At 44.5% G+C, this 21,732-nt stretch carries 21 protein-coding genes; 11 read left to right on the forward strand and 10 right to left on the reverse strand.

The features are described 5' to 3' along the window. Positions 1–8: 8 nt before the first annotated feature. From deoC to amaB, 6 genes are all read left to right on the forward strand, one after another. The gene (gene deoC, locus ACFPIB_RS00535) at positions 9–656 is read left to right on the forward strand and encodes a deoxyribose-phosphate aldolase (protein WP_378015457.1); all 648 of its coding nucleotides are present in this window, start codon (positions 9–11) and stop codon (positions 654–656) included. A gap of 31 nt (positions 657–687) precedes the next feature. Continuing rightward, positions 688–1,254, forward strand: a complete 567-nt coding sequence (locus ACFPIB_RS00540; RefSeq protein ID WP_378015458.1) for a sporulation protein — start codon at positions 688–690, stop codon at positions 1,252–1,254. Between the two features lie 111 nt (positions 1,255–1,365). Further along, complete coding sequence (locus ACFPIB_RS00545; RefSeq protein WP_378015459.1) at positions 1,366–2,562, forward strand: M20 metallopeptidase family protein; 1,197 nt, start codon at positions 1,366–1,368, stop codon at positions 2,560–2,562. Positions 2,563–2,726: 164 nt separating this feature from the next. Next, entirely contained in the window at positions 2,727–3,629 is a 903-nt protein-coding gene (locus tag ACFPIB_RS00550) for a DUF2490 domain-containing protein (protein WP_378015460.1), read from the forward strand. A 395-nt stretch (positions 3,630–4,024) separates the two neighbouring features. Beyond that, positions 4,025–5,506: a Do family serine endopeptidase gene (locus ACFPIB_RS00555; RefSeq protein WP_378015461.1), complete on the forward strand. Its 1,482-nt coding sequence runs from the start codon at positions 4,025–4,027 to the stop codon at positions 5,504–5,506. A gap of 206 nt (positions 5,507–5,712) precedes the next feature. Then, a complete protein-coding gene (amaB, locus tag ACFPIB_RS00560) occupies positions 5,713–7,284 on the forward strand; it encodes an L-piperidine-6-carboxylate dehydrogenase (protein ID WP_378015462.1) in 1,572 nt (523 codons plus the stop codon). A 182-nt stretch (positions 7,285–7,466) separates the two neighbouring features. Here amaB and ACFPIB_RS00565 read toward each other — a convergent pair whose 3' ends face one another. The 3 genes from ACFPIB_RS00565 to ACFPIB_RS00575 all read right to left on the reverse strand — a co-directional run bounded on the left by ACFPIB_RS00565 (position 7,467) and on the right by ACFPIB_RS00575 (position 9,746). Beyond that, entirely contained in the window at positions 7,467–8,135 is a 669-nt protein-coding gene (locus ACFPIB_RS00565) for a DUF2461 domain-containing protein (protein WP_378015463.1), read from the reverse strand. A gap of 188 nt (positions 8,136–8,323) precedes the next feature. Next, complete coding sequence (locus tag ACFPIB_RS00570) at positions 8,324–8,866, reverse strand: inorganic diphosphatase (protein WP_378015464.1); 543 nt, start codon at positions 8,864–8,866, stop codon at positions 8,324–8,326. Between the two features lie 79 nt (positions 8,867–8,945). Then, a complete protein-coding gene (locus ACFPIB_RS00575) occupies positions 8,946–9,746 on the reverse strand; it encodes a TonB family protein (RefSeq protein ID WP_378015465.1) in 801 nt (266 codons plus the stop codon). Positions 9,747–9,853: 107 nt separating this feature from the next. Between ACFPIB_RS00575 and ACFPIB_RS00580 the strand changes: the two genes are divergently transcribed. Next, on the forward strand, positions 9,854–10,282 hold the full coding sequence (locus ACFPIB_RS00580; RefSeq protein WP_378015466.1) for a RidA family protein: 429 nt from the start codon (positions 9,854–9,856) through the stop codon (positions 10,280–10,282). 125 nt (positions 10,283–10,407) lie between these two features. Next, complete coding sequence (locus ACFPIB_RS00585; RefSeq protein WP_378015467.1) at positions 10,408–12,225, forward strand: MutS-related protein; 1,818 nt, start codon at positions 10,408–10,410, stop codon at positions 12,223–12,225. A gap of 401 nt (positions 12,226–12,626) precedes the next feature. Here ACFPIB_RS00585 and dpp5 read toward each other — a convergent pair whose 3' ends face one another. Beyond that, the gene (dpp5, locus tag ACFPIB_RS00590) at positions 12,627–14,672 is read right to left on the reverse strand and encodes a dipeptidyl-peptidase Dpp5 (protein WP_378015468.1); all 2,046 of its coding nucleotides are present in this window, start codon (positions 14,670–14,672) and stop codon (positions 12,627–12,629) included. A gap of 233 nt (positions 14,673–14,905) precedes the next feature. On the opposite strand from dpp5, the gene ACFPIB_RS00595 reads away from it, so the two are divergent. From ACFPIB_RS00595 to ACFPIB_RS00605, 3 genes are all read left to right on the forward strand, one after another. Next, entirely contained in the window at positions 14,906–15,154 is a 249-nt protein-coding gene (locus ACFPIB_RS00595; RefSeq protein WP_378015469.1) for a hypothetical protein, read from the forward strand. Positions 15,155–16,009: 855 nt separating this feature from the next. Then, complete coding sequence (locus ACFPIB_RS00600; protein ID WP_378015470.1) at positions 16,010–16,453, forward strand: hypothetical protein; 444 nt, start codon at positions 16,010–16,012, stop codon at positions 16,451–16,453. Positions 16,454–16,591: 138 nt separating this feature from the next. Continuing rightward, complete coding sequence (locus ACFPIB_RS00605) at positions 16,592–17,068, forward strand: tetratricopeptide repeat protein (RefSeq protein WP_378015471.1); 477 nt, start codon at positions 16,592–16,594, stop codon at positions 17,066–17,068. A gap of 101 nt (positions 17,069–17,169) precedes the next feature. On the opposite strand, the gene tsf is transcribed toward ACFPIB_RS00605, so the two are convergent. From tsf to ACFPIB_RS00635, 6 genes are all read right to left on the reverse strand, one after another. After that, entirely contained in the window at positions 17,170–18,003 is an 834-nt protein-coding gene (tsf, locus tag ACFPIB_RS00610) for a translation elongation factor Ts (RefSeq protein ID WP_378015472.1), read from the reverse strand. 151 nt (positions 18,004–18,154) lie between these two features. After that, positions 18,155–18,916, reverse strand: coding sequence for a 30S ribosomal protein S2 (rpsB, locus tag ACFPIB_RS00615; RefSeq protein WP_378015473.1), 762 nt, complete (start codon positions 18,914–18,916; stop codon positions 18,155–18,157). A 21-nt stretch (positions 18,917–18,937) separates the two neighbouring features. After that, positions 18,938–19,324, reverse strand: a complete 387-nt coding sequence (gene rpsI / locus ACFPIB_RS00620; RefSeq protein WP_378015474.1) for a 30S ribosomal protein S9 — start codon at positions 19,322–19,324, stop codon at positions 18,938–18,940. A gap of 10 nt (positions 19,325–19,334) precedes the next feature. After that, the gene (gene rplM, locus ACFPIB_RS00625; protein WP_378015475.1) at positions 19,335–19,784 is read right to left on the reverse strand and encodes a 50S ribosomal protein L13; all 450 of its coding nucleotides are present in this window, start codon (positions 19,782–19,784) and stop codon (positions 19,335–19,337) included. A 139-nt stretch (positions 19,785–19,923) separates the two neighbouring features. Then, entirely contained in the window at positions 19,924–20,451 is a 528-nt protein-coding gene (locus ACFPIB_RS00630; RefSeq protein WP_378015476.1) for a carboxypeptidase-like regulatory domain-containing protein, read from the reverse strand. 39 nt (positions 20,452–20,490) lie between these two features. Then, complete coding sequence (locus ACFPIB_RS00635; protein WP_378015477.1) at positions 20,491–21,204, reverse strand: RluA family pseudouridine synthase; 714 nt, start codon at positions 21,202–21,204, stop codon at positions 20,491–20,493. Positions 21,205–21,732: the final 528 nt, after the last annotated feature.

The following is a 21,732-nucleotide window of genomic DNA, read 5'->3' on the forward strand; positions in this document are numbered from 1 at the left end:
AACGGAATATGAACCTGGCAGCTTACATCGATCATACGTTGCTTCGGCCGGATGCTACCCAGGAGCAGATTCTGCAACTTTGCGCCGAAGCCAGGGAACATCAGTTTGCAGCCGTGTGCGTGCCGCCGTGTTACGTGCGTACCGCAAAAGAAGCACTGGCCGAAACTTCGGTAAATATTGCGACCGTGATCGGGTTCCCGTTGGGGTACTCGCTCGCGGACGTAAAGTTTTTTGAAACGCACAAAGCCCTGGCGCAAGGCGCTACGGAAATTGACATGGTAATAAACGTGGCGGCTTTTAAAAGCGGTCATTTTTCGGAAGTGCAGGAAGAAATTGAACAGCTTTCTACACTTTGCCATTTTAAAAATGCCGTGCTGAAAGTAATTGTGGAAACCGCTTTGCTTACCGAAGAAGAACTGGTGCAGATCTGCGAAATGTGCGCGGGTGCGAACGTAGATTACGTGAAAACTTCTACCGGTTTTGCCAGTCGTGGGGCCAGCGTAAGAGACGTGGAAATTATGCGCGCTAATTTGCCGGAACACATTAAAATTAAAGCATCCGGCGGAATTAAAACGCGTGAATTTGCCTTAGAACTTATTGCCGCCGGTGCCGATCGTATAGGAACTTCTTCGGGTGTAGCACTTATGCAGAAGTAATTTGCTTTTCAGGTTTTAAAATTTCCGGCGCATGAAAAATAAAATATTGCAGATGAAAAAACAGTATCAGCTTTTAGTAACCGTACTCTTTTTTGGCATTTTGTCGGCGTGTGCGGGTTCCAAAGCTTCGGGGACTTCCGGCGATAATAAAACTGCAACCACTGAAACCGGAAAAACGGTAAGGAAAAACGCTAAAAAAGTGCGTACCGAAGATCTGAGTGCGTATCGTCCGAAAGTGGCGGCGCCTTCAGAAACGGCAGCTGCGGCTATTGCGCCTACCAACCACGTAAACGAAAAAGTAGAAATGCTGCTCGATACGCTGGCTGCCGCGAATAAAAATATTAAATATGCCCAAGGCTACCGCATTCTGGTTTATACAGGCAACGACCGTAAAACGGCTTTCGATCTGCGTAAAACGGTGGTAAATCAGCTGCCGGAAGAACGCGAATATTTAACTTACGTGCAGCCAACCTTTAAACTGAAGATCGGTGATTTTTACACGCGCATGGAAGCCAATGAAGTTTTGCAGCAGCTCCGGAATATAGCGCCCAATGCCTCCATCATTTCTGAGCAAATAAACGTGAACCGCCCAAAGTAAAGCAGTTTTTCAGCTTCAAAGCATAGCGTTTTTAAAACATACAGGCCTCACAGATTTCAATAACTGTGGGGTCTTTTTATATTAGCACATTCAAAAAACAGCACATTCAATATGTCCGACCTTAAAGCCCGCGTAAAGCAATTAGCTTCCGAATTTGCGAACGATACCGTAAACATCCGTCAGCACATTCATGCCAATCCTGAACTTTCTTTCCAGGAATTTCAGACTTCGGAATTTGTGAAAAATACGCTGAAAAGTTACGGGCTGAAAGCTAAGAATATGGCCGGAACCGGTTTGGTAGTACTTCTAAAAGGCAGAAATCCGGAGAAGAAAGTAATTGCTTTGCGAGCCGATCTGGATGCTTTACCCATTTTTGAAAAGAACGATGTTGCTTACAGATCGAAGAACGAAGGCTTGATGCATGCTTGCGGACACGATGTGCATACAGCTTCTTTGTTAGGTACGGCCCGGATTTTAAGCGAGTTGCAAGACGATTTTGAAGGAACGGTAAAACTGATCTTTCAGCCGGGCGAGGAGAAATTTCCGGGCGGCGCGAGTTTAATGATCAAAGAAGGCGTACTGCAGAATCCGGCTCCGGAAGCTATTTTGGGGCAGCACGTTTTTCCACTTTTAGAAACCGGCAAAGTGGGGTTCCGGAGCGGCATGTATATGGCCAGCGCCGATGAAATTTATGTAACCGTAAAAGGCAAAGGCGGCCACGCGGCTATTCCGGAAATGAACATCGATCCGGTAATCATTTCGGCGCATATTCTGGTGGCGTTGCAGCAAATTGTGAGCCGCGTTGCCAGCCCGAAAATTCCGACGGTTTTATCTTTTGGCAAAGTGCAGGCCAATGGCGCTACCAACGTAATTCCGGATGAGGTGAAAATGGAAGGTACTTTCCGGACCATGAACGAAAAATGGCGCGCGGAAGCGCACGTGAAAATGAAAAAAATGGCTGAAGAAATGGCCGAAGCCATGGGCGGAAGTTGCGAGTTTACGATCCTGAAAGGCTACCCTTTTTTGCAGAACGAACCGAATTTAACCGCTAAAGCCCGCGAAGCTGCCGAAAGTTACCTGGGCGCAGAAAACGTGGTGGATCTTGATCTGTGGCTGGCGGCCGAAGATTTTGCCTATTATTCGCAGGAAACGGCAGCTTGCTTTTATCGTCTGGGTACGCGCAACGAAAGCCGGGGCATTACTTCTTCGGTGCATACGTCAACCTTCGATATTGATGAAAGTGCGCTTGAAATTGGCAGTGGTTTAATGGCTTGGCTGGCACTGGAACAATTGAATAATTCGAATTAAACTTCCTGAAAAGCATGCGTAAAGCTGTTTGCTAATGCAGGTTGCGTTTGAAAGCGCAGATGTAAAACAGGCTTCAGCCGGCGGCATATCGATTGGTTTAGTTGCTTTTTCGTGCCGGAATTCTTCTTTGTAGTTGAGAATCGGTTGAAATAAAATATCCGGCTTTGGATCAGATTACTGCGTATCAGGCTTCAGAAACGCTATTAAAAATGACTAAAAAACTGCTTTTATTGCTCGGTCTGGGCTTTTACCTGCAAGGAAATATTTTTGCGCAAGCTCAGAAAACCCATTCCGAACCTATGATCTGGGGCGATCTGCAGGCCGATTATTTTTTGCCAAACCAGAGTTTTTTCTTTTTCAAAACCGAGCTTCGCCACAACACCAATTCTTACGGACTGATAGAAGATATTAATCTTTATCAGGTTTATTTTCAGTTGGGTTACGACCAGAAACTTTCAGATCACTGGCGGGCCGGGGGTTCGGCGCGTTATACGTTAGACCGGCGCAACAACAACCAGGTTTACCAGGCTGCGCTGCAACATAACGGCAAAATTGGCAAAACGGATTTCATAAAACGAATTTCTTATGATCTGATGCGGTTTGCGGAAAGCGATGGCATGGGCAGGTTACGGCCAATGGTGGCGCTGGAGCGGAATTTCAATTTTATTTTAGGCGGCCGCGCTCTCAGACCGCACCTTTCCTACGAATTGTTTTTTTACAACGATTTTCAGTCAGAAGATCTTCAGACCGAAACCCGCACCGTGGACCGGACACGTTTGCGCGCGGCCCTTAGCTTTCAGGCTACCGAACGCCTTTGGCTTACTCCGTTCTTTATCAGGCAAACCGAATATTATAATGTGCTGCCAACCTATATAAATGAAGTGGATGCTGCCGGCAATCTGGTTTTGGATGGTGATGGAAACCCGGTGGTGGTAGAAAAAGATCCGGGTGGCAAACGCAACCGCATCGAGCCGATTTTAGGGTTGGAAATCCGTTGGTTGCTTCCCGGTAAAAATGTTTCAGATAGAACCATTCCGGGGCTTGGTGTTTTGCCCGAAGTAAATTGAGTTTTTAGGCCGCAAAGCATAGCGTTTTTGCCGCCGGTAATTTGTCGGCCTGACAGCGGTTTCTGAAAATCTGTCAGTTTCTGTAACCTTAATAAGGTAAATTAAACCTTCTCCGGAACATGGTGTCTAAGTTTAGCGTTAATTTAGATAGGTGTTTCATCCTGATGTAGTTAAGGGTCGGTGTCCGGCCTGTCAGATTTTCCAGACTACTTAAAAAGGCAGGCTTTTTGCAACTTATTTTTAACGGAAAACAGGAAAGTTTCGATACCCGGATTGGCTATATACCATTTCCGCAATTTTTTCCGTTATAGAAACATCATAAATAAACAGAACCTTAACGTTTACTATATTCTATAAGTAAAAAATTACTTACACAATTAAAAAAAACAGTTAAAATGGAAGCAAGAAAATTCATCCTTGGCCTGATGTTGTCAGCTACTATGGGCGGCGGTATGGCTATTGGCGGTTACAAGCTCCTGGAAGAAGAAAAACAACCGGTAGCACAAACTGCCAACAACAACGTGCGGTACACCAGCATGATGCGTAACAGCAATGTGGAGGTTCCGGCAGGTTTAAATTTTGTGAATGCCGCAGAAAACGTTACTCCAGCCGTAGTACATATTACTACCGAATATAAGCTGCGTCAGAGCCAGCAAAGCTATGGCAACATGGATCCTTTTTTACGGGAATTCTTTGGCGATAGCTTTGGCGGTTATCAGCGTCAGCAAGGCCCGGCTATGGGTTCTGGCTCCGGCGTGATCATTGCCTCGAACGGTTATATTGTAACGAACAACCACGTTATTGATAAAGCCGATAAGATCAAGGTGATCATGGACGACAAACGGGAACTGGATGCTACGCTGGTTGGCGCCGATCCGAACACCGACTTAGCCGTGCTGAAAGTAGATGCCGATAATTTACCTGCTTTGCGCTACGGAAATTCCGATAATGTGCGGGTAGGCGAATGGGTACTAGCTGTTGGTAACCCGTTTAACCTGAACTCTACGGTTACGGCCGGTATTGTAAGTGCTAAAGGCCGGAACATCAATATTCTGCGCGGTAAAGATAATATGGGCATCGAATCATTCATTCAGACCGATGCGGCCGTAAACCCTGGTAACTCGGGTGGTGCTTTGGTAAACCTGAACGGTGATCTGGTTGGAATTAATACGGCTATTGCTACTCAAACCGGTTCTTATTCAGGTTATTCTTTCGCAGTGCCATCGGCAATTGTAAGCAAAGTGGTTGATGACCTGCTGAAATACGGCGAAGTACAGCGCGCTTTACTGGGTGTAAGTATTCGCGAAGTTGATGCAACTTTAGCCGCAGAGAAAAAGATCAAAACGCTGAACGGTGTTTATATCATGGGCCTGAATAAAGGTTCAGCAGCTTCGGAAGCTGGTCTGGAAGAAGGCGACGTGATCACCAAAATTAACGGTGTAGATATCAGCACTTCGGCGCAGTTACAGGAACAGGTTGCCCGTTACCGCCCTGGCGATAAAATTAAAGTAACTTTCCTGCGCGACAACAAAGAGAAAACTGTAAATGCCACGCTTCGGAATAAAATGAACGATACGGAAATTGTACGTTACGATCCGGGCAAAGAAATTGAAATAGACGGCGCAAAATTCAAACCGCTTACCAAGCAGGAACTGAATAAATTTGAACTGGAAGGCGGCGTAAAAATTGAAGACGTAAAAAGCAGTAAATTCCGCGATACCGGTATGAAAGACGGCTTTATTATTCTGCAGATCGATAAAACGGATGTGAAAACTCCGAAAGATGTAGAGAAATTATTAGCTGACCGGAAAGGTGGAATCCTGATCGGAGGTATTTATCCGGATGGCCGCCAGGCGTTTTATGCGCTGAGCCGTTAATAATTAGAAAACCGCATTTGAAAAGGCTTCTGCAAATTGCAGGAGCCTTTTTGTTTATGTAGATTTGCATTAGAACCACTTGAAAATTTGAAGGTCCGGAAATTTGAAAACGGTAGGGTTTTAGCCTTAAAAAGTGTAGCGTTTTCAAACTAATTCATCAACATTCATCAACATTCATCAACATTCAGCAACTAACATTTAATAATATGAAACAGACCATAGATGCAGCACCAATGGCTACGGCCGTAACGGAAATGCTGGAGAAACTGGGTATTAAGGAAATAAATCCTGCGTACAGCACCGGCTTAAACTGGGGCGGACAAAACAACAAAGAAGTTCGCGAGATCTATTCGCCGGCCGACGGTAATTTAATTGCCAGCGTGCGCATGGCTACCGAAGAAGATTACGATGCGGTTATCCGGAAAGCGGAAGAAGCGTTTAAAGTTTGGCGCACAGTACCGGCCCCGAAACGCGGTGAAATCGTACGCCAGATCGGTAATAAACTGCGTGAATTTAAAGAGCCGCTGGGTAAACTGGTAAGCTACGAAATGGGTAAAATTTTGCAGGAAGGCCTCGGCGAAGTGCAGGAAATGATCGATATCTGCGATTTTGCGGTTGGTCTTTCGCGCCAGTTACAAGGTTCTACCATGCATTCAGAGCGCGCTTCGCACCGCATGTACGATCAGTATCACCCGCTGGGCATTGTAGGCGTAATTTCCGCTTTCAACTTCCCGGTAGCGGTTTGGAGCTGGAACGCGATGCTGGCAGCCGTTTGCGGCGACGTAACGGTATGGAAACCATCAGAAAAAACGCCTTTAACCGCTTTGGCTTGTCAGCACATCATCCGTGATGTTTTAGCGGATAATGAATTGCCGGAAGGAATTTTCTCGGTGATCATCGGTGATGCGAAAATTGGTTCGGCCATGGCGCACGATGTTCGTGTTCCTTTGGTTTCGGCAACTGGTTCTACGCGCATGGGCAAGAAAGTTGGCGAAGCCGTTGGTGCCCGTTTAGGCAAATCTTTACTGGAACTGGGTGGCAATAACGCGATCATCATGACCGAAAATGCGGATATCGAAATGGCGTTGCGCGCAGTGGTATTTGGTGCCGTTGGTACCTGCGGACAGCGTTGTACTTCAACCCGTCGTCTGATCATTCACGATTCTATTTACAACGATGTAAAAGCCCGTTTGCTGAAGATCTACCCGAACCTGCCGATCGGTAACCCACTGAGCGACGGAACATTGGTTGGCCCGCTGATCGATAAAGATGCGGTTGAAATGTTTACCAATGCGCTGGATGCGGTACAGAAAGAAGGCGGAAAACTGCTGATCGGTGGTGAAGTGCTGGAAGGTGAAGGCTACGAATCTGGTACTTACGTTACGCCGGCCATTGTAGAAGCGAAAAACGAATACCATTTGGTGCAGGAAGAAACGTTCGCGCCAATTCTGTACTTAATTAAATACAGCGGCAGCGTAGAAAATGCTATTGAAATTCAGAACGGTGTGAAGCAAGGTTTGTCTTCTTCTATTTTCTCTACCAATATGCTGGAAACTGAAGCTTTCTTAAGCCACTGGGGTTCTGACTGTGGTATTGCCAACGTAAACATCGGTACTTCCGGCGCAGAAATTGGCGGTGCTTTTGGTGGTGAAAAAGAAACCGGCGGCGGCCGCGAATCGGGTTCCGATGCCTGGAAAGTTTACATGCGTCGCCAGACCAATACCATTAACTTTGGCCGCGAATTACCGTTGGCGCAAGGCATTAAATTCGACTTTTAAGCCAGAAAACGGTAACGTTTTAGCCTGAAAAAGTAAAGCCGCCCGGAAGAAATTCGGGGCGGCTTTTTGTATTAATATGAAATTGATTTGCTTATCAGGAAAGTTAAAAACGCTATGCTTTTCAGCTGAAAAACTCCTAAATAAATCAATCAGCAATAAACAATAAGCAATAAACAATTCTCTTACCGGATCGCTTCTTTCAGGAAATCGTTCAGCGGTTTGCCAGCGCAGTAATATTCCAACAGCATTTCCGGTAGCTCGTCGCTCAATAACGGCGAGGTGTCGGTTTCAGCTTCGTAATAGAATTGTTTATTGGCAATTAAAGGTTGTTCTTCGTAAAGTTCGCGCAGCTCTTTCGGTACTATTTTGTTGCGGTCGCCTTTCAGCTCGCCGTATTTCTGTTTAAAATTACCATCTCCTACAATGGCATTAAAGCGTTCCATTTCATCTTCAATATGATGACGCACGCGCGTTAAATTATCTTTTTCGAGCTCATAAGAGCCGCCGCCCATGGTAATTTTATCGTGACCGAAACGGAAGAAAAAGCCCGGGCATTCCTTCGATTTTTTACCGGCGTGCGAAATATTAGCGGAAACGTAGGTATGAAAAGGAGTTTTATCGCGCGAAAAGCGAATGTCTTTATGAATGCGGAAAACGGCGTCGGTAACCGGAATACAAAGTTGCGGATCATGCTGCTCCCGTATCCGGGTCATTACATCCTGCACCAGTTCTTTAAAAGGGCGTTTTACGGCTTCTTCGTAGAGGTTTTTGTTATCGTTGAACCATTCCTGGTTGTTGTTTTGGGAAAGCTGCTCGAAAAACCTGAAGAAATCGGCAGAAAAATAGGTCATCGTTGTCAAAAGCGTTAGCGTAGTGTTGAGGCCTCAAAATACACATTTCCAGTAAAAAAACATATCCATAATAGAATATATTAATCTGGTTCTGTCATTTCTCTTCCTGTTCGAAGTAAGATCTGCAGCGTAAGAATTGAATCGTGAGTTATATCCCGGCCCTTAAAATCAATCAGGAATCGCCCATTTTATTTTCCCGTTCTATGCGCTTTTTCGCCTTTCTGAATGAGTAGAAGCGCTTTTTTTGCACCTGCATGCGACAGGATCTTAAATTCGATATCGCGCATTTGGTTGTAGCTCCTGAAAAAATGCCCGATCTCGTTTATTAAAGCTTTGGGCAGGTCGCGTAAATCCCGGAAGTGTTCGTGTTGCTTCGATTCTGCAAAAACGCCGATCAGTCGGTCGTTGCGTTGGGTTTTCCCATCTTTTCCGGTTTGCTGCGCTTCCAGAACCCCGATTATACGGGTTTCTATCAGGCAGCCGGAAAATGTGGGCGCATCCAGTAAAACCAGCACATCCATTGGGTCGCCGTCTTCGGTTAAAGTATTGGGCAGAAAACCGAAATCATAAGGAAAGATCATGCCTTCCGGCAAAATATGCTTCAGTTTAAAAATGCCTTTCTCTTCGTCGAATTTGAACTTGTTGCGGCTGCCTTTTGGGGTATCTATAATAACGTGAGCAATGCCGGAATTTTTATCCAGGGCAGGAATATGATTGAAATCAAAAGTCATAGCGCATCCGGTAAAGGAATTTAGCTATACTTTAGCAAAAGCGACGGAGTTGTGAAATGCCGCTAAAAAACGGTAGAGTTTAGAGTTGAAAAATTACCGGTAAGATCATTTTCTGGCGGATCGGCTGCCCCTGGAAAAGAGCCGGGAGCCACATCGGGCCATTTTCGATCAGGCGCACCGCTTCTTCGTCGAGGCCGCTTCCGAGCGATTTCAGAACTTTAATATTGGTAAGGCGGCCGTCTTTTTCCACTATAAATTCTACCATCACTTTGCCCTGAATCTGTTTGTTGCGGGCTTTGGTAGTGTACCGTCGTTGCTCCCGGATATAGGCAAAAAAGGCATCGGTACCATTCACGGGCCGGGCCGGTTGCTCCGGCGTTACCGGTTTCAGATCCAGGTTTTCGTTATACTCGGGCAGGTTGCCGGTACCCGTGTTTTTGGCCGTAGCAGTTGTATCCGGAATCCGGAAAATAAGCGGCATGGAAATGCGCTGGCGCACGTTTTTACCGTCGTGTTTGGCTGGCTGCCATTTGGGGCTGTTTCTTACCAGGCGCAGACTTTCTTCGTTGCAGGCCTCGTCAAGTCCTTTCTCAATGTTGATGTTTGAAATAGAACCGTTCTTTTCTACAATAAACGTAACTTCCACGGTGCCCTGCGTTTTCTGTTTCAGCGATACGGTAGGGTAGGTGAGGTTACGCGAAATATATTCGGAAAAGGCTTCTATACCGCCGGTTGGTTGTGCGGGCTGCTCTACTGCCGAATAGACTTGATCGTTTTTAGCTTGCTGCGCCAGTGCCGGTACTGAAAAAAAGAATGCCAGCACGCCTGTAATTACCAAAGCAACTTTGCCGGAAGAAATAAAAACGCTAGGGAATTTCATGCTAAAAGTAAAACTGAATGATGCTGATAAAATGCAGGAGTTACCAAAATGCCGGTAATGTCACCTTTTCTTGCCCTAAAATAAACAAAAAAAAGTAAATTTGTAGTATGGCAACAGAAGACAAAGAACTTTTAAATTCCTCCAAAGCCCCGGAACCGGTTGGCTTATACCCGCATGCGCGCCGGGTAGGTAATCTTTTATTCCTTTCCGGAGTTGGTCCGCGTGAGCGTGGCACCAAAAAAATTCCCGGCGTAGAATTAGATGAAAACGGCAAAATTCTTTCTTACGACATCGAAGCGCAATGCCATTCGGTTTTCCGCAACGTGCGCTACATTCTGGAAGATGCCGGCTCCAGCTGGGATAAACTGGTGGACGTAACCGTGTTCTTAACGAACATGAAAGACGATTTTCAGACCTACAACCGCCTTTACGCCGAATATTTTAAAGATAACCAGCCTTGCCGCACCACGGTAGAAATTAACTGCCTGCCAACGCCAATTGGCATCGAGCTGAAATGCATTGCTACGATTGATTAGTAGAAGAAAGCAGGTATCTGGTTTCAGGATTTTTTTTCAAAACCTCACAGGTCTCCGAGATCTGTGAGGTTTTTTATTTTCCCGACTTTTTCAGCTCAAAACCATAGCGTTTAGTAGCTTTGTGCATGAACCATTCTGAACCAACGCCGGAACCGATCTTCCAAAAACGGCAGCACGATTTTGCTTTGCTCGAAAATACCTTCCGCCGGAAAGCGAATCAGATTTCGATCCTGCGGCTGAGCATTTTTCTGGCCGGAGCGGCCTTGGCCGGCTGGTTCTTTTACAACGGTGAAAATACGTTCGGTTTTATTGCAGTGCTGGTTTTCTATTTTGCCTTTGCATTTTTGATCAGAATTCACAATCGGCTGCAATATAACCAGGAGCATAACCGCATTTTAAGCCAGCTCAATGCCGAAGAAATTACGCGTTTACAAGGCAATTTAAGTGCTTTCGATGATGGTGCCCGTTACCAAGACAATCAGCATTTTTACACTTCCGACCTCGATGTTTTCGGTCGCCATTCGTTATTTGCGTTAGTAAGCAGGGCTGTAACTGTTTCCGGGAAAAATTTACTGGCCAGCTGGTTTCAGAAAGCTGCCGGAAAACCTGAAATATTAACTAGGCAGGCGGCGGTGCAGGAAATTTTGAACGATCTGGAGTGGCGGCAGCAACTCGAAGCCAAAGCCCGGCACTACAAGCGCAAAACCGATCACCTGCCCGATTTCCTGAACTGGCTGGCACAGCCCGGTTTTTTTGCGGAAAGAAAATGGCTCTTAGTCCTGACTTTTTTGCTGCCTTTGGTTACCGTTTCGGCACTGGCATGGTGGTATCTCGATCAGCTTTCGGGCTATGTACCAGGTGGTTTGGCTTTTGTGCAATACATGTTTCACGCGAAGTTCAAGCAAGCGAAAGATGAAATTCAGGAAAAATCGGAAGACCTGCACAAAGAAGTTTCAGGCTACGTTTCTGCGCTGGAACACATAGAAAGTTGTTCCTTTAAAAGCGAAAAGCTCCAGCAACTTCACGGCAAACTTTACCTGAATAATATTCCGGCTTCGGCTTCTATAAAACGCTTGGCCAGTATTCTGGATTACCTTTCCGCCACGCAAAACGTGTACCTGAATTTGCTGGTGAACAGCCTGCTAATGTGGGATTTTTTCTGGCTCTGGCGACTGGATAACTGGAAAAAAACTTCCGCCGCTTTATTCGAACCTGCCGTGCTAACGTTAGCCGAAGTGGAATGTTTAGCCAGTTTGGCTGCTTTTCAATTCGCTAATCCCGCTTATGCTGTTCCTGAAATAAGTGACCTACCTTTCGAAATACAGGCTTCTGATCTCGGACATCCGCTCATTTTTGTTTCTGAACGCGTTACCAATTCTTTCGCTACTTCCGGCGCCGGAAGATCGTTGATCATTACGGGTTCGAATATGAGCGGCAAAAGTACGTTTCTGCGCACCGTTGGCCTGAACATGGTTTTGGCTTATTCCGGTGCTGCAGTTTGTGCGAAACAGTTCAAAGCTTACCCCATGCAGGTTTTCACGGCTATGCGCACCGAAGATAATTTAGCCGAAAGCACGTCTTCGTTTTACGCTGAACTGAAGCGCCTGAAAATGCTATTGGAACTGACCGAAAAACCCGAACCTGTTTTTTACTTTTTAGACGAGATTCTGAAAGGCACGAATTCCAAAGACCGGCATTTAGGCGCAGTAGCGTTGGTAAAACAGTTGCACAAACGCCAGGCCAGCGGCATGGTTTCCACCCACGATCTGGAACTCGGAAACCTGGAAAATGAAATGCCCGGCGCGGTTAAAAACTACAGCTTCAACAGCAAAATAGAAGGCGACAAGATCATTTTCGATTACAAACTCACCAAAGGCATTTGCGGCAGTTTTAATGCCAGCAAACTGATGCAACTTATGGGAATAGCCATTGATGAAGCGTAAAAAATGGTAGGGTAGAAGCGGGAAAAACTGTAGTTTTAATCGGTTCTTTCGTTTTTCATGGCCGTCAACCACCCCGAGCCCCTCCTTGCTAAGGAGGGGAGTTATTGGTAGCCAGAATTCAGGATTCAAGTGAAATTCAATTTTGCCTTTAAGATAGAAAGTAAAACGCTATCTCTCTAAGCAGAGAAAGTCAATAAGAAGCAATAGCCAAAAGCTCCCCTCCTTAGCAAGGAGGGGTTCGGGGGTGGTTGGTAATCGCAGCCTCCAAAGTTCCCTCGACGTTGCTCGGAATGACGCAATAATTTGCTACCAAAACAAAAAGCCCCGGAAGATTATTTCCGGGGCCTTTCTTTTGCCAACGCTAAATTCATTACAAATCAGCATATTAAAAAATCAGCAAATTAATTCACCGCTTTCTCTTCCTTCAGGTTACGACCTAACCAGTCGAAGAAAACGCGCTGCCAAAGTACACTGTTCTGTGGTTTCATTACCCAGTGGCCTTCTTCCGGGAAATAAAGGAAACGGCTCGGGATGTTCTGTAATTGGGCTACGCTGAAAGCTTCCATGCCTTGATTAACCGGAACCCGGAAATCTTTCTCGCCGTGAATTACTAAAATCGGAGTGTCCCAGTTTTTAGCGAATTTATGCGGGCTGAATTGCTCGAAGCTCTTGCTTGGGTTTTTATCGAAATAACTGTTGCCGATATCGTGCTTAGCAAAGAATAATTCTTCTGTAGAGCCGTACCAGCTATCTAAATTGTATAGACCGCAGTGTGCGATGAAAGTTTTGAAACGTTTGTTGTGCAGACCGGCTAACTGGTAAACCGAATAACCGCCATAGCTGGCACCAACCGCGCCCAGTTTATCTTTGTTCACGTACGGCTCTTTCGCCATATCATCGATCGCTGTGAGGTAATCTTTAATCGGCTGACCGCCCCAATCCTGGCTGATGCTGTTGTTCCATTCGATACCGAAACCTGGTAAACCACGACGATTTGGAGCAACTACAATGTAACCGTTAGCGGCCATCAATTGGAAATTCCAACGGTAAGAGAAGCTCTGCGAAACCGGACTTTGCGGACCGCCCTGGCAATATAGAAGCGTAGGATATTTCTTTTTCGGGTCGAAATCCGGCGGATAAATGATCCAGCTCAGCATCTCTTTGCCATCGGTGGTTTTGGCAGTGCGCGATACTACTTTACCCAGTTTTACTTTGCCCAGCATTTCGGTGTTGATGTTGGTAAGTGGGGTTTCTTTGGCATCTTTCATGCTCACCAGAACCAGTTCAGCCGGCTGGCTCATGCTGGTCTTGTTCACAATAAAATTCTGCCCGGCAATCTCGAAACCGTTGTAGTTAAACTGGCCATTCGAGAATTGCTTTACCGTTTTGTCTTTTACATCGGCAATAAAAATCTGCTCGGTACCTTTCAACGTGCTGGTGAAATAGATCTTTTTACCGTCGTTGCTCCACTTAATGCCGTGCGCAGTTTGCTCGGTGCCCGCAGTAATTTCTTCTTTCTTGTTGCTGGCGAAATCGTAAACAAAAATGCGGTTACGGTCCGATTCAAAGCCCGGGGTTTCCATGCTCAGCCAGGCCAGTTTTTTACCGTCAGGGCTGTAAACCGGCTCGGTATCGTAACCATTCATGCCTTCGGTAAGGTTGCGCGTCGTTCCGCCTTTTATATCGTACAGGTAAATATCGGAGTTCGTAGAAACAGCATAAGCTTTTCCGGTTACTTTTTTAGAAGTGTAAGCAATGGTATTGCCATCCGGGCTGAACATTAATTGTTCGGCACCGCCAAAAGGCTGTAAAGGCGCATCGAAAGGCTCGCCGGCCATAATATCTTTCGGTGTACCGCTTAACGAACCATCTTTGTAAGGCGCGTAGAAAACGTGGCTTATTTTAAAATCGTCCCACTCGTTCCAGTGGCGGTACATCAGGTCGTCTATAATTCTGGCATCGGCTTTTGGCAGATCCGGGTAAATTTCTTTCACTTCCTTGCCGTTCTTCACATCCTGCGTAAACAGCACGTGGTTCATGGCTTTGGCATATTTGAAATTGGCAATGCCATCTTTCAGGTCCGAAATTTTCTTTTTATCGGTTCCGTCCGGGTTCATTTCATATAATTGTACCGAACCACTTTCAGCAGAAAGGAAGGCGATCTTTTTACCGTCCGGGCGCCAGGTTACGTTAAATTCGCTGGTTTTGGTATCGGTCAGTTTTTTGGCTTTGCCGCCTTCCACCGGAATGGTATAAATATCGGCGTTGCCTTTGTTCTCTTTCAGGTCGTAGTAAGTAACCGTGTAAAGAACGGTCTTTTTATCGGGCGAAACTTCGGAAGAACCGAGGCGGCCAAATTGCCAGAGCAGTTCTGGCGTAAGGGTTTGCTGGGCCTGCAGCGCTGAAAACGGTAACAGCAAGGCAGCCGCTAAAACGAGTTTTTTCATGAAAATTAATAGCGTTTTGGAAAGCCTAAGTTACCAATTTTCGGGCAGAAACAGGAACGGAAAATGCACGTAAGTTAAAATTGCCTGCTTCCGGACATTCCGAACCCTAACGAAGCACTTTTGCATACAAAAAACATAGCGTTTTTTGTAATATTTTTGCCGGAATACTTTTTTATAAAAGGCTTTTTTTTAAGTTTGCTGCTCATACTCTGAATTCTTAATCTGAAAAAACTATGCGTTTAGTAGCTAATATACCGCACGAAGAAGTACGGATCTCGGTTTTTGCCTGGAACGATAAATTTCTGGTGAAATTTGAAAAGGCCGGCATGGAACAAACCTACAAAATTGCCGAAATGGATATTCCCGGCGATGGCGATCTGGAAAAGATGCTGGATGAAGAGCTAGTTGATACCGTGCTGGAAATATTTCATAAAATGGGAACTGCCTGGAAAGGCGCGCAGGAACGGATGGATACCTTATAAATAATGCTAGCTCACTTCTAAACAAAACCACATTTGATCTTTTATAAATGGTTGTGCCAGCCGAAGCAGGTATTAAGAAATACCATCCTGCTTTGCCTGGCACATTTGCTTTTTCTCGGCGTTATATTTCTTGCACTGAGGCTTTTGCAAGGAAAGGCTATTCTACTGGTTGAAACTGAATTACTGAATTGGGACGCTGAGCATTATCATGCGATCAGTAAGAAAGGTTATTTTGGTATTAATGTCGCCTTTTTCCCGTTGCTTCCCGCAATCTGGCGATTATCCGGATTTAATGCTTACGGTATTACCTTATTTAATATTCTGATCTTTTATGCCGGTTTTGTGTGGCTGGCTGGCCTGCTCAGCCTAAAGAAAAGGGAGGTTCTATTGGCGCTTTCTATTCCGGGTTTTATGTTTTTTTACGTGCCTTATACCGAAGCATTGTTTTTTCTCTTATCGGTGCTTGTACTGTATTCTTTTAAAAGAGAAAACCTGCTTTACCTTTTAACAGGGTTGTTTTTCCTTACCCTTACAAGAACTATTATTTCTGTTCTGCTACCGGCAATTATTCTTACCATTTTGCTGAAAAAACAAGCGGCAAATAGATTCTATTCTATCAGAACGATTTTATTGTGTTTGCTGGTTATTGCAATGGCTATGGCTATAATTGTATTTATACAAAATAATCAAACAGGAGAGCCTTTTGGCTTTTTTACATATCACCGGGATTATTGGCATCACTATTTCCGGATACCTTCTTTTCCTTTGGGCTCTTGGGAAAATAGCACAAGGCTCGTTTTATTACTTGATGGTATAGGGCTCTTTATTTCCTTCCTATGCACTTTCAGATTAAGCGTGCTGATCTGGAATAAATTTAAAGGGCAGGAATATGATTATGAAGGCTTTGAGATATTAGCGCTGTTTTATTTGATAGGTGGTGGTTTTGCCATTTTACTTTTCCAGGGCGGCAACATTATGAGTATGAACCGTTATTTATTTGCCACAGCGTTTTTCATCGTGATATTCAAGCATTTTGCCGACTGGTATAAATTTAAACCGGCGCATTTCTTTTATCTGTTTGCCAGCCTTGAAGTTTTCTGGCTCCTTTTTAAAAGCTACGACCGGTTAAATACTTTCCTGCGGTTAAGCCTGGCATCTGTTTATTATACAGGTATATTGGCTGTTTTTCACAGGTCGGTTTATGTGAAGAATACTGCTTTTGTAATTTTTTACGTGTTGAATGCAATTACCCAAATGTATTGCCTGGATGTGTTTATGAGCGGGCAGTGGGTTTCGTGAGAGATTCTCATATGTTCTTTATAACTTGAAAGCCTTTTTCAACAATTGGATTTTAGAAAATTCTGATTCAAAAATAAGTTTTTAATTTCTATGGAGTGTATCAATAGTACAGTTATTTGTTTACTTGTTTTCTTTATTATGGCATGTACTACCACTGCTGAGGATTATGAAAAACGCGCTAAAGTTAGGATGGGCCGTGGTGATATCGAAGGTGCGTTAGAGGATTTTGATAAGGCAATTGAATTGAATCCTGATTTTCATTTGGCTTATGCAAATCGTGGTAATGCCAAACGAAAAATAGGCGATTATGAGGGATCGATTCGAGATTTTGATAAAATAATAGCAGATACAAAAGATAAATCAGGTATTGGTGCGATATTTTTGGATCGGGGAGAAACTAAAGCAGCAAGTAAGGACTTTATTGGTGCTCTAAATGATTATGACAAAGCAATTTCACTAAAGCCTGAAGGCAATGCTCCAAATCATTATTACTATTATCGGGCGCTTACTAAATATGAGTTAAATGATAAAATTGGAGCCTGTGCAGATATGCTAAAAGCTAGAGAAAAGGGAAACAAAGAAGCCGCAGAATGGATAAAAAAAATTTGCGATTAATCTTCTTAATCGAAAGTTTACTTGCTTAAAAACAAAAAAGTCTGCCTCATTGCTGAAGCAGACTTTTTTAGGTTAAAACGATACCGTTTTTAATCGGAAAATTAACCGATCTGGATGCGTTTGAATTCCGAAACAGTTAAGCCTTTAGACTTGCTGTCTAATAACTTAGCGATGGTCATAGACGGGTCTTTTACAAACTCCTGGTTCAGTAAAGTAGAATCTTTGTAGAATTTGTTCAGTTTGCCTTCCGCGATTTTTTCCAGCATTGCTTCTGGTTTGCCTTCAGCACGAGCCTGCTCTTTACCGATCTCGATCTCACGGGCAATAGTAGCAGCATCAACACCGTCTTTGTCAACAGCAATTGGCTTCATAGCAGCAATCTGCATCGCTACGTCTTTACCAACTTCCTGTACGTCGGTGCCGTTTACGTTTTTCAGGCCTACTAATACGCCTAATTTACCGTTAGAGTGGTTGTAAGCAACAACCTGGTCAGCGTTTACTGTTTCGTAAGAAACTACATCAATCTTCTCACCAATTTTACCCATCAGGTCGGTGATGTGATCCTGCAGCGAACGGCCGTCAGCTTGTGGAGTGGCTAATAATTCTTCTTTAGAAGCAGCGTTAGAAGAAACAGCAGCATCTAAAACAGCTTTCGCCAGGTTCTTGAAATCTTCAACTTTAGAAACCGGTTCAGTTTCGCAAGCTAAAGCTACAACTTTACCAGTAGTACCGTCAGCGTTTACCTGGGTTAACACGATGCCTTCAGATGTAGCATTGTCGGCACGTTTGCTGGCAATTTTCTGACCTTGCTTACGCAGGATGTCAATTGCAGCTTCCATATCGCCGTTGGCTTCGGTCAGGGCTTTTTTGCAGTCCATCATACCGGCGCCGGTTACTTGTCTTAGTTTGTTAACGTCTTGTGCTGTAATAGCCATGTCTTTCTTTAATTAATAATTAAAAATTAGAAATTATGTTTTTGGGGCCGGAAGCCTAGCGTTTTAGTTTTCCGGATAAATTCAAAAAAAGGGAACAGGGTTGCAGGGCAGCCGCTGTTCCCTTTTGGGGTTCTTTCAGATGTGCAAAGAATTACTCAGCAGCAATTTTTTCAGCAATACCAGCTTCGTCAGCTTGTTTGCGGTCTGCATCTTCTTTGTCTACTTTGCGCTCCGACAGGCCTTCTTCAATAGCTTTACCAATTACACCTACGATCAGGGCAATTGATTTGGAAGCATCGTCGTTTGCCGGAATCGGGAAGTCAACCAGTTCAGGGTTAGAGTTAGTATCACAAACTGCAAATACCGGTAAACCTAATTTCTGGGCTTCTTTGATAGCAATGTGCTCACGCTTCACGTCTACTACGAATAACGCAGCTGGCAGACGGGAAAGATCAGCAATACCACCTAAAACGCGGCCTAGTTTCTCACGCTCACGGGTAAGCATTAAACGCTCACGTTTCGCGATGTTAGAAACCATTAAAGGGTCTTTCATCATCTTGTCGATGGTAGACATTTTCTTTAACGATTTACGAACAGTTGCGAAGTTGGTAAGCATACCACCTAACCAACGGTCAGTAACGTAAGGCATTTTCAGTCTTTTCGCTTCCTCGCCTACAATTTCCTGTGCCTGCTTTTTAGTAGCAACGAACATGATCTTGCGGCCAGATTTTGCGATCTGACGGATTGCAGCAGCAGCTTCGTCTAAAGCCACAACTGTTTTATTTAAATCTATAATGTGGATGCCGTTTTTCTCCATGAAAATGTACGGTGCCATTTTCGGATCCCATTTACGGGTAAGGTGGCCAAAGTGCACACCGGCATCAAGCAATTGCTTATAATTTGTAGTTGCCATTTTTCTAAGTACTCTTTAAGATTAACGCTTGCTGAACTGGAACGATCTTCTCGCTTTTCTTCTACCGAATTTCTTACGCTCAACCATACGTGGGTCACGCGTAATGAAACCTTCCTTCTTCAGGGCCGGACGAACTTCGGCATTTTCTTCGATCAGGGCTTTGGTGATCGCTAAACGGATCGCTTCTGCCTGGCCGGAAATACCGCCGCCTTTCACGTTAACTTTTACATCGTATTTGCCTTTTGCTTCTAATGTAGCGAATGGCTGCTCCACGATGGTTTGTAGTACTTCGTTTGGAAAGTATACTTTTATATCTCTATCGTTAATAGTGATATTCCCTTGCCCAGACGTCATGTAAACACGCGCCACCGAGGTTTTTCTTCTACCAGATGTGTTGAGAATTTCCATTAATGGTTAATTATAAATTGATTTTTAAAGTTTTTGGTTGTTGTGCTTCGTGCGGATGCTGATCACCTTCGTAAACGAACAGGTTGCGGAACTGCTCGCGGCCCAGACGGGTACGTGGCAACATACCTCTCACGGCTCTTTCGATTACCAGGTTAGGCGATTTAGCCATTAATTCACGAACGGTAGTATGTTTCTGACCACCTGGGTAACCAGAGTGCGTTACATAAACTTTGTTGTTCAGTTTCTTACCCGTTACACGCAGGTTCTGAGAGTTGATAACGATTACGTTATCGCCGCAGTCTGCATTTGGGGTGAAAGAAGCTTTGTGTTTGCCACGCAGAACGTTGGCGATCTGGCTCGCTACGCGGCCTAAAGTTGCGTCTCCGGCGTCTATCACTACCCAACCTTTATTAGCGGTCGCTTTATTAACTGATAGCGTCTTATAACTTAAATGATCCATTAGTTATGGTTAAATGGTTATAAATGAATAATTTCCACTTTAGGGATTCTAAAATGGAGGTGCAAAGTTAAGGGTATTTCCTGAATTTGCAAATTGCTGAGAATTAAAATGTTTTGGGCAGAAGAATCTTTGTGAAGAACTATTTTTCATTCCTTCTTTCTTCCTGATATTCTTTTGCCATTTTGGATAATTTTCTTTTTGATAATGGCTTTTCCGAAGTGATGCCAATAGTGCGAAATCCTGAAGCTTCACCTAGTGCGACGTCAATTTCTTGAATTTGACCAGATTTTAAATAAATGCTATCAATTATCATCTCAGAATATCCAGGGCATAAAAATCGAATCTTATAATTTCCTGTAGGTAAATAATGTTGATAGCTTCCGGTGGAATCTGAGAATGTGGAAGTTTTTCCAGCACTATTTAAGTTCTTAATTTCTACTACTGCAAATGAAACAGGATGCATGGAAAAATCCTGAATTTTACCTTTAATTAAAGTGTGATCTGAATTAATAGATTCTTTGGTCAGGTTGTTCCTGATTTTACTCTCTATTCCTGAATAAGGAACACAGATTTCATATTCGTAGCCTTTCCCTGTTTTATTTTGAATTAATTGTTGTGATGAACAACCTGCCAAAATCAGGAATAAGAATATTGTTAAGTTTCTCATGGTTGTTCCTTTACTTTTTCCCCTCAAAACCCTACCGTTTTAAGAATTCTGCCGCAACGATTTCACCAGCACCTGGAAATCTTTCGGGTAAGGCGCTTCTACGGTTACTTTTTCGCCGTTCATTAAAGTAAAGCCGAGTTGCGTAGAGTGCAGCGCGAAACGTTTGATAAGCGGTTGTTCTTCGGTTTCCTGCTTTAAGTTGAATTTGCGTTTCAGGCTGGATAAATAAAGCACTTCACCACCATATAATTCATCGTTCACAATCGGCGCTTTCAGGTACATTAAGTGCAGACGGATCTGGTGCATGCGGCCGGTTATGGGTTTGCAGGCGATTAAGGAATGACGCGAATACGTTTCTAAGGTATTGAAAATGGTTTGCGCCGGTTTACCTTTAAATGCCAGTTTCGCTTTTCCTTTCAAACCCGGCTGAATGGCACGGTCCACTTCAACATTTTCGAATTTATGGACGCCCCAAACAACCGCATGGTAAAGTTTGTCTACTTCGCGGTTCTCGAATTGCATAGAAAGATGGCGGTAGGCTTCCGGATTTTTGGCAATTGCCAGCGCGCCGGAGGTTTCTTTATCCAACCGGTGACAAGCCTGCGCATCGGGGTGATATTGTTTGGCCAGTTTCAGCAGGTTGGTAGCGTTTAACGCGCGGTCTTCTAAAGTAGCCAGGAAAGGCGGTTTGTTTACTACAATATAATCTTCGTTCTCGAAAATGATCAGGTCGGTAAAAACGGGATATTTCATTTAAGACTTTTTCGGTGATTTTGCCTACCGTTTACGAGGTAATTGGGGAAACGGCATTTGCAAAGGTACGGAATTTACCCCACCTAAATCCTCCCCTGATTCAGGAGAGGATTTAGGTGGTATACGTTAATAACCACCCCTGCCCCTCTCCCGAAATCCTCCGGGATCTGCGACTTGAAAAGGAGGGGAGCATTAAAACCGTCAGCTAAAGCTTACGGCAATGAATTTTGAACCGTTTTCTTTTCAATTTCACGCATATCGCCAGCGCAGCGTCCTTCGAAAACCACGTTTGCTAGAAAGCTAAACTAAAAGAAGCCAGCTACGAAGGTGAATGATACCAGTTTCTGTGAGAGCGGCCTCCAAGCCCTGTCCCGTAGGGATCCCGGTGCCGCAGGCAGCCCGCTAGGGCAGGTAAGGTTGCAGCCGCGAACACAAAAACGAAGCCTCCCGGCTTGAGGGAATAAATTGCCGATGAAAGTTAGAAGTCAGCTGTTTAGCAGAAAAGGTGTTTCAAAAACGCTAGCACTT

Origin of the sequence: Adhaeribacter terreus (assembly GCF_042657365.1) — a bacterium.
GTDB lineage: Bacteria > Bacteroidota > Bacteroidia > Cytophagales > Hymenobacteraceae > Adhaeribacter_A > Adhaeribacter_A terreus.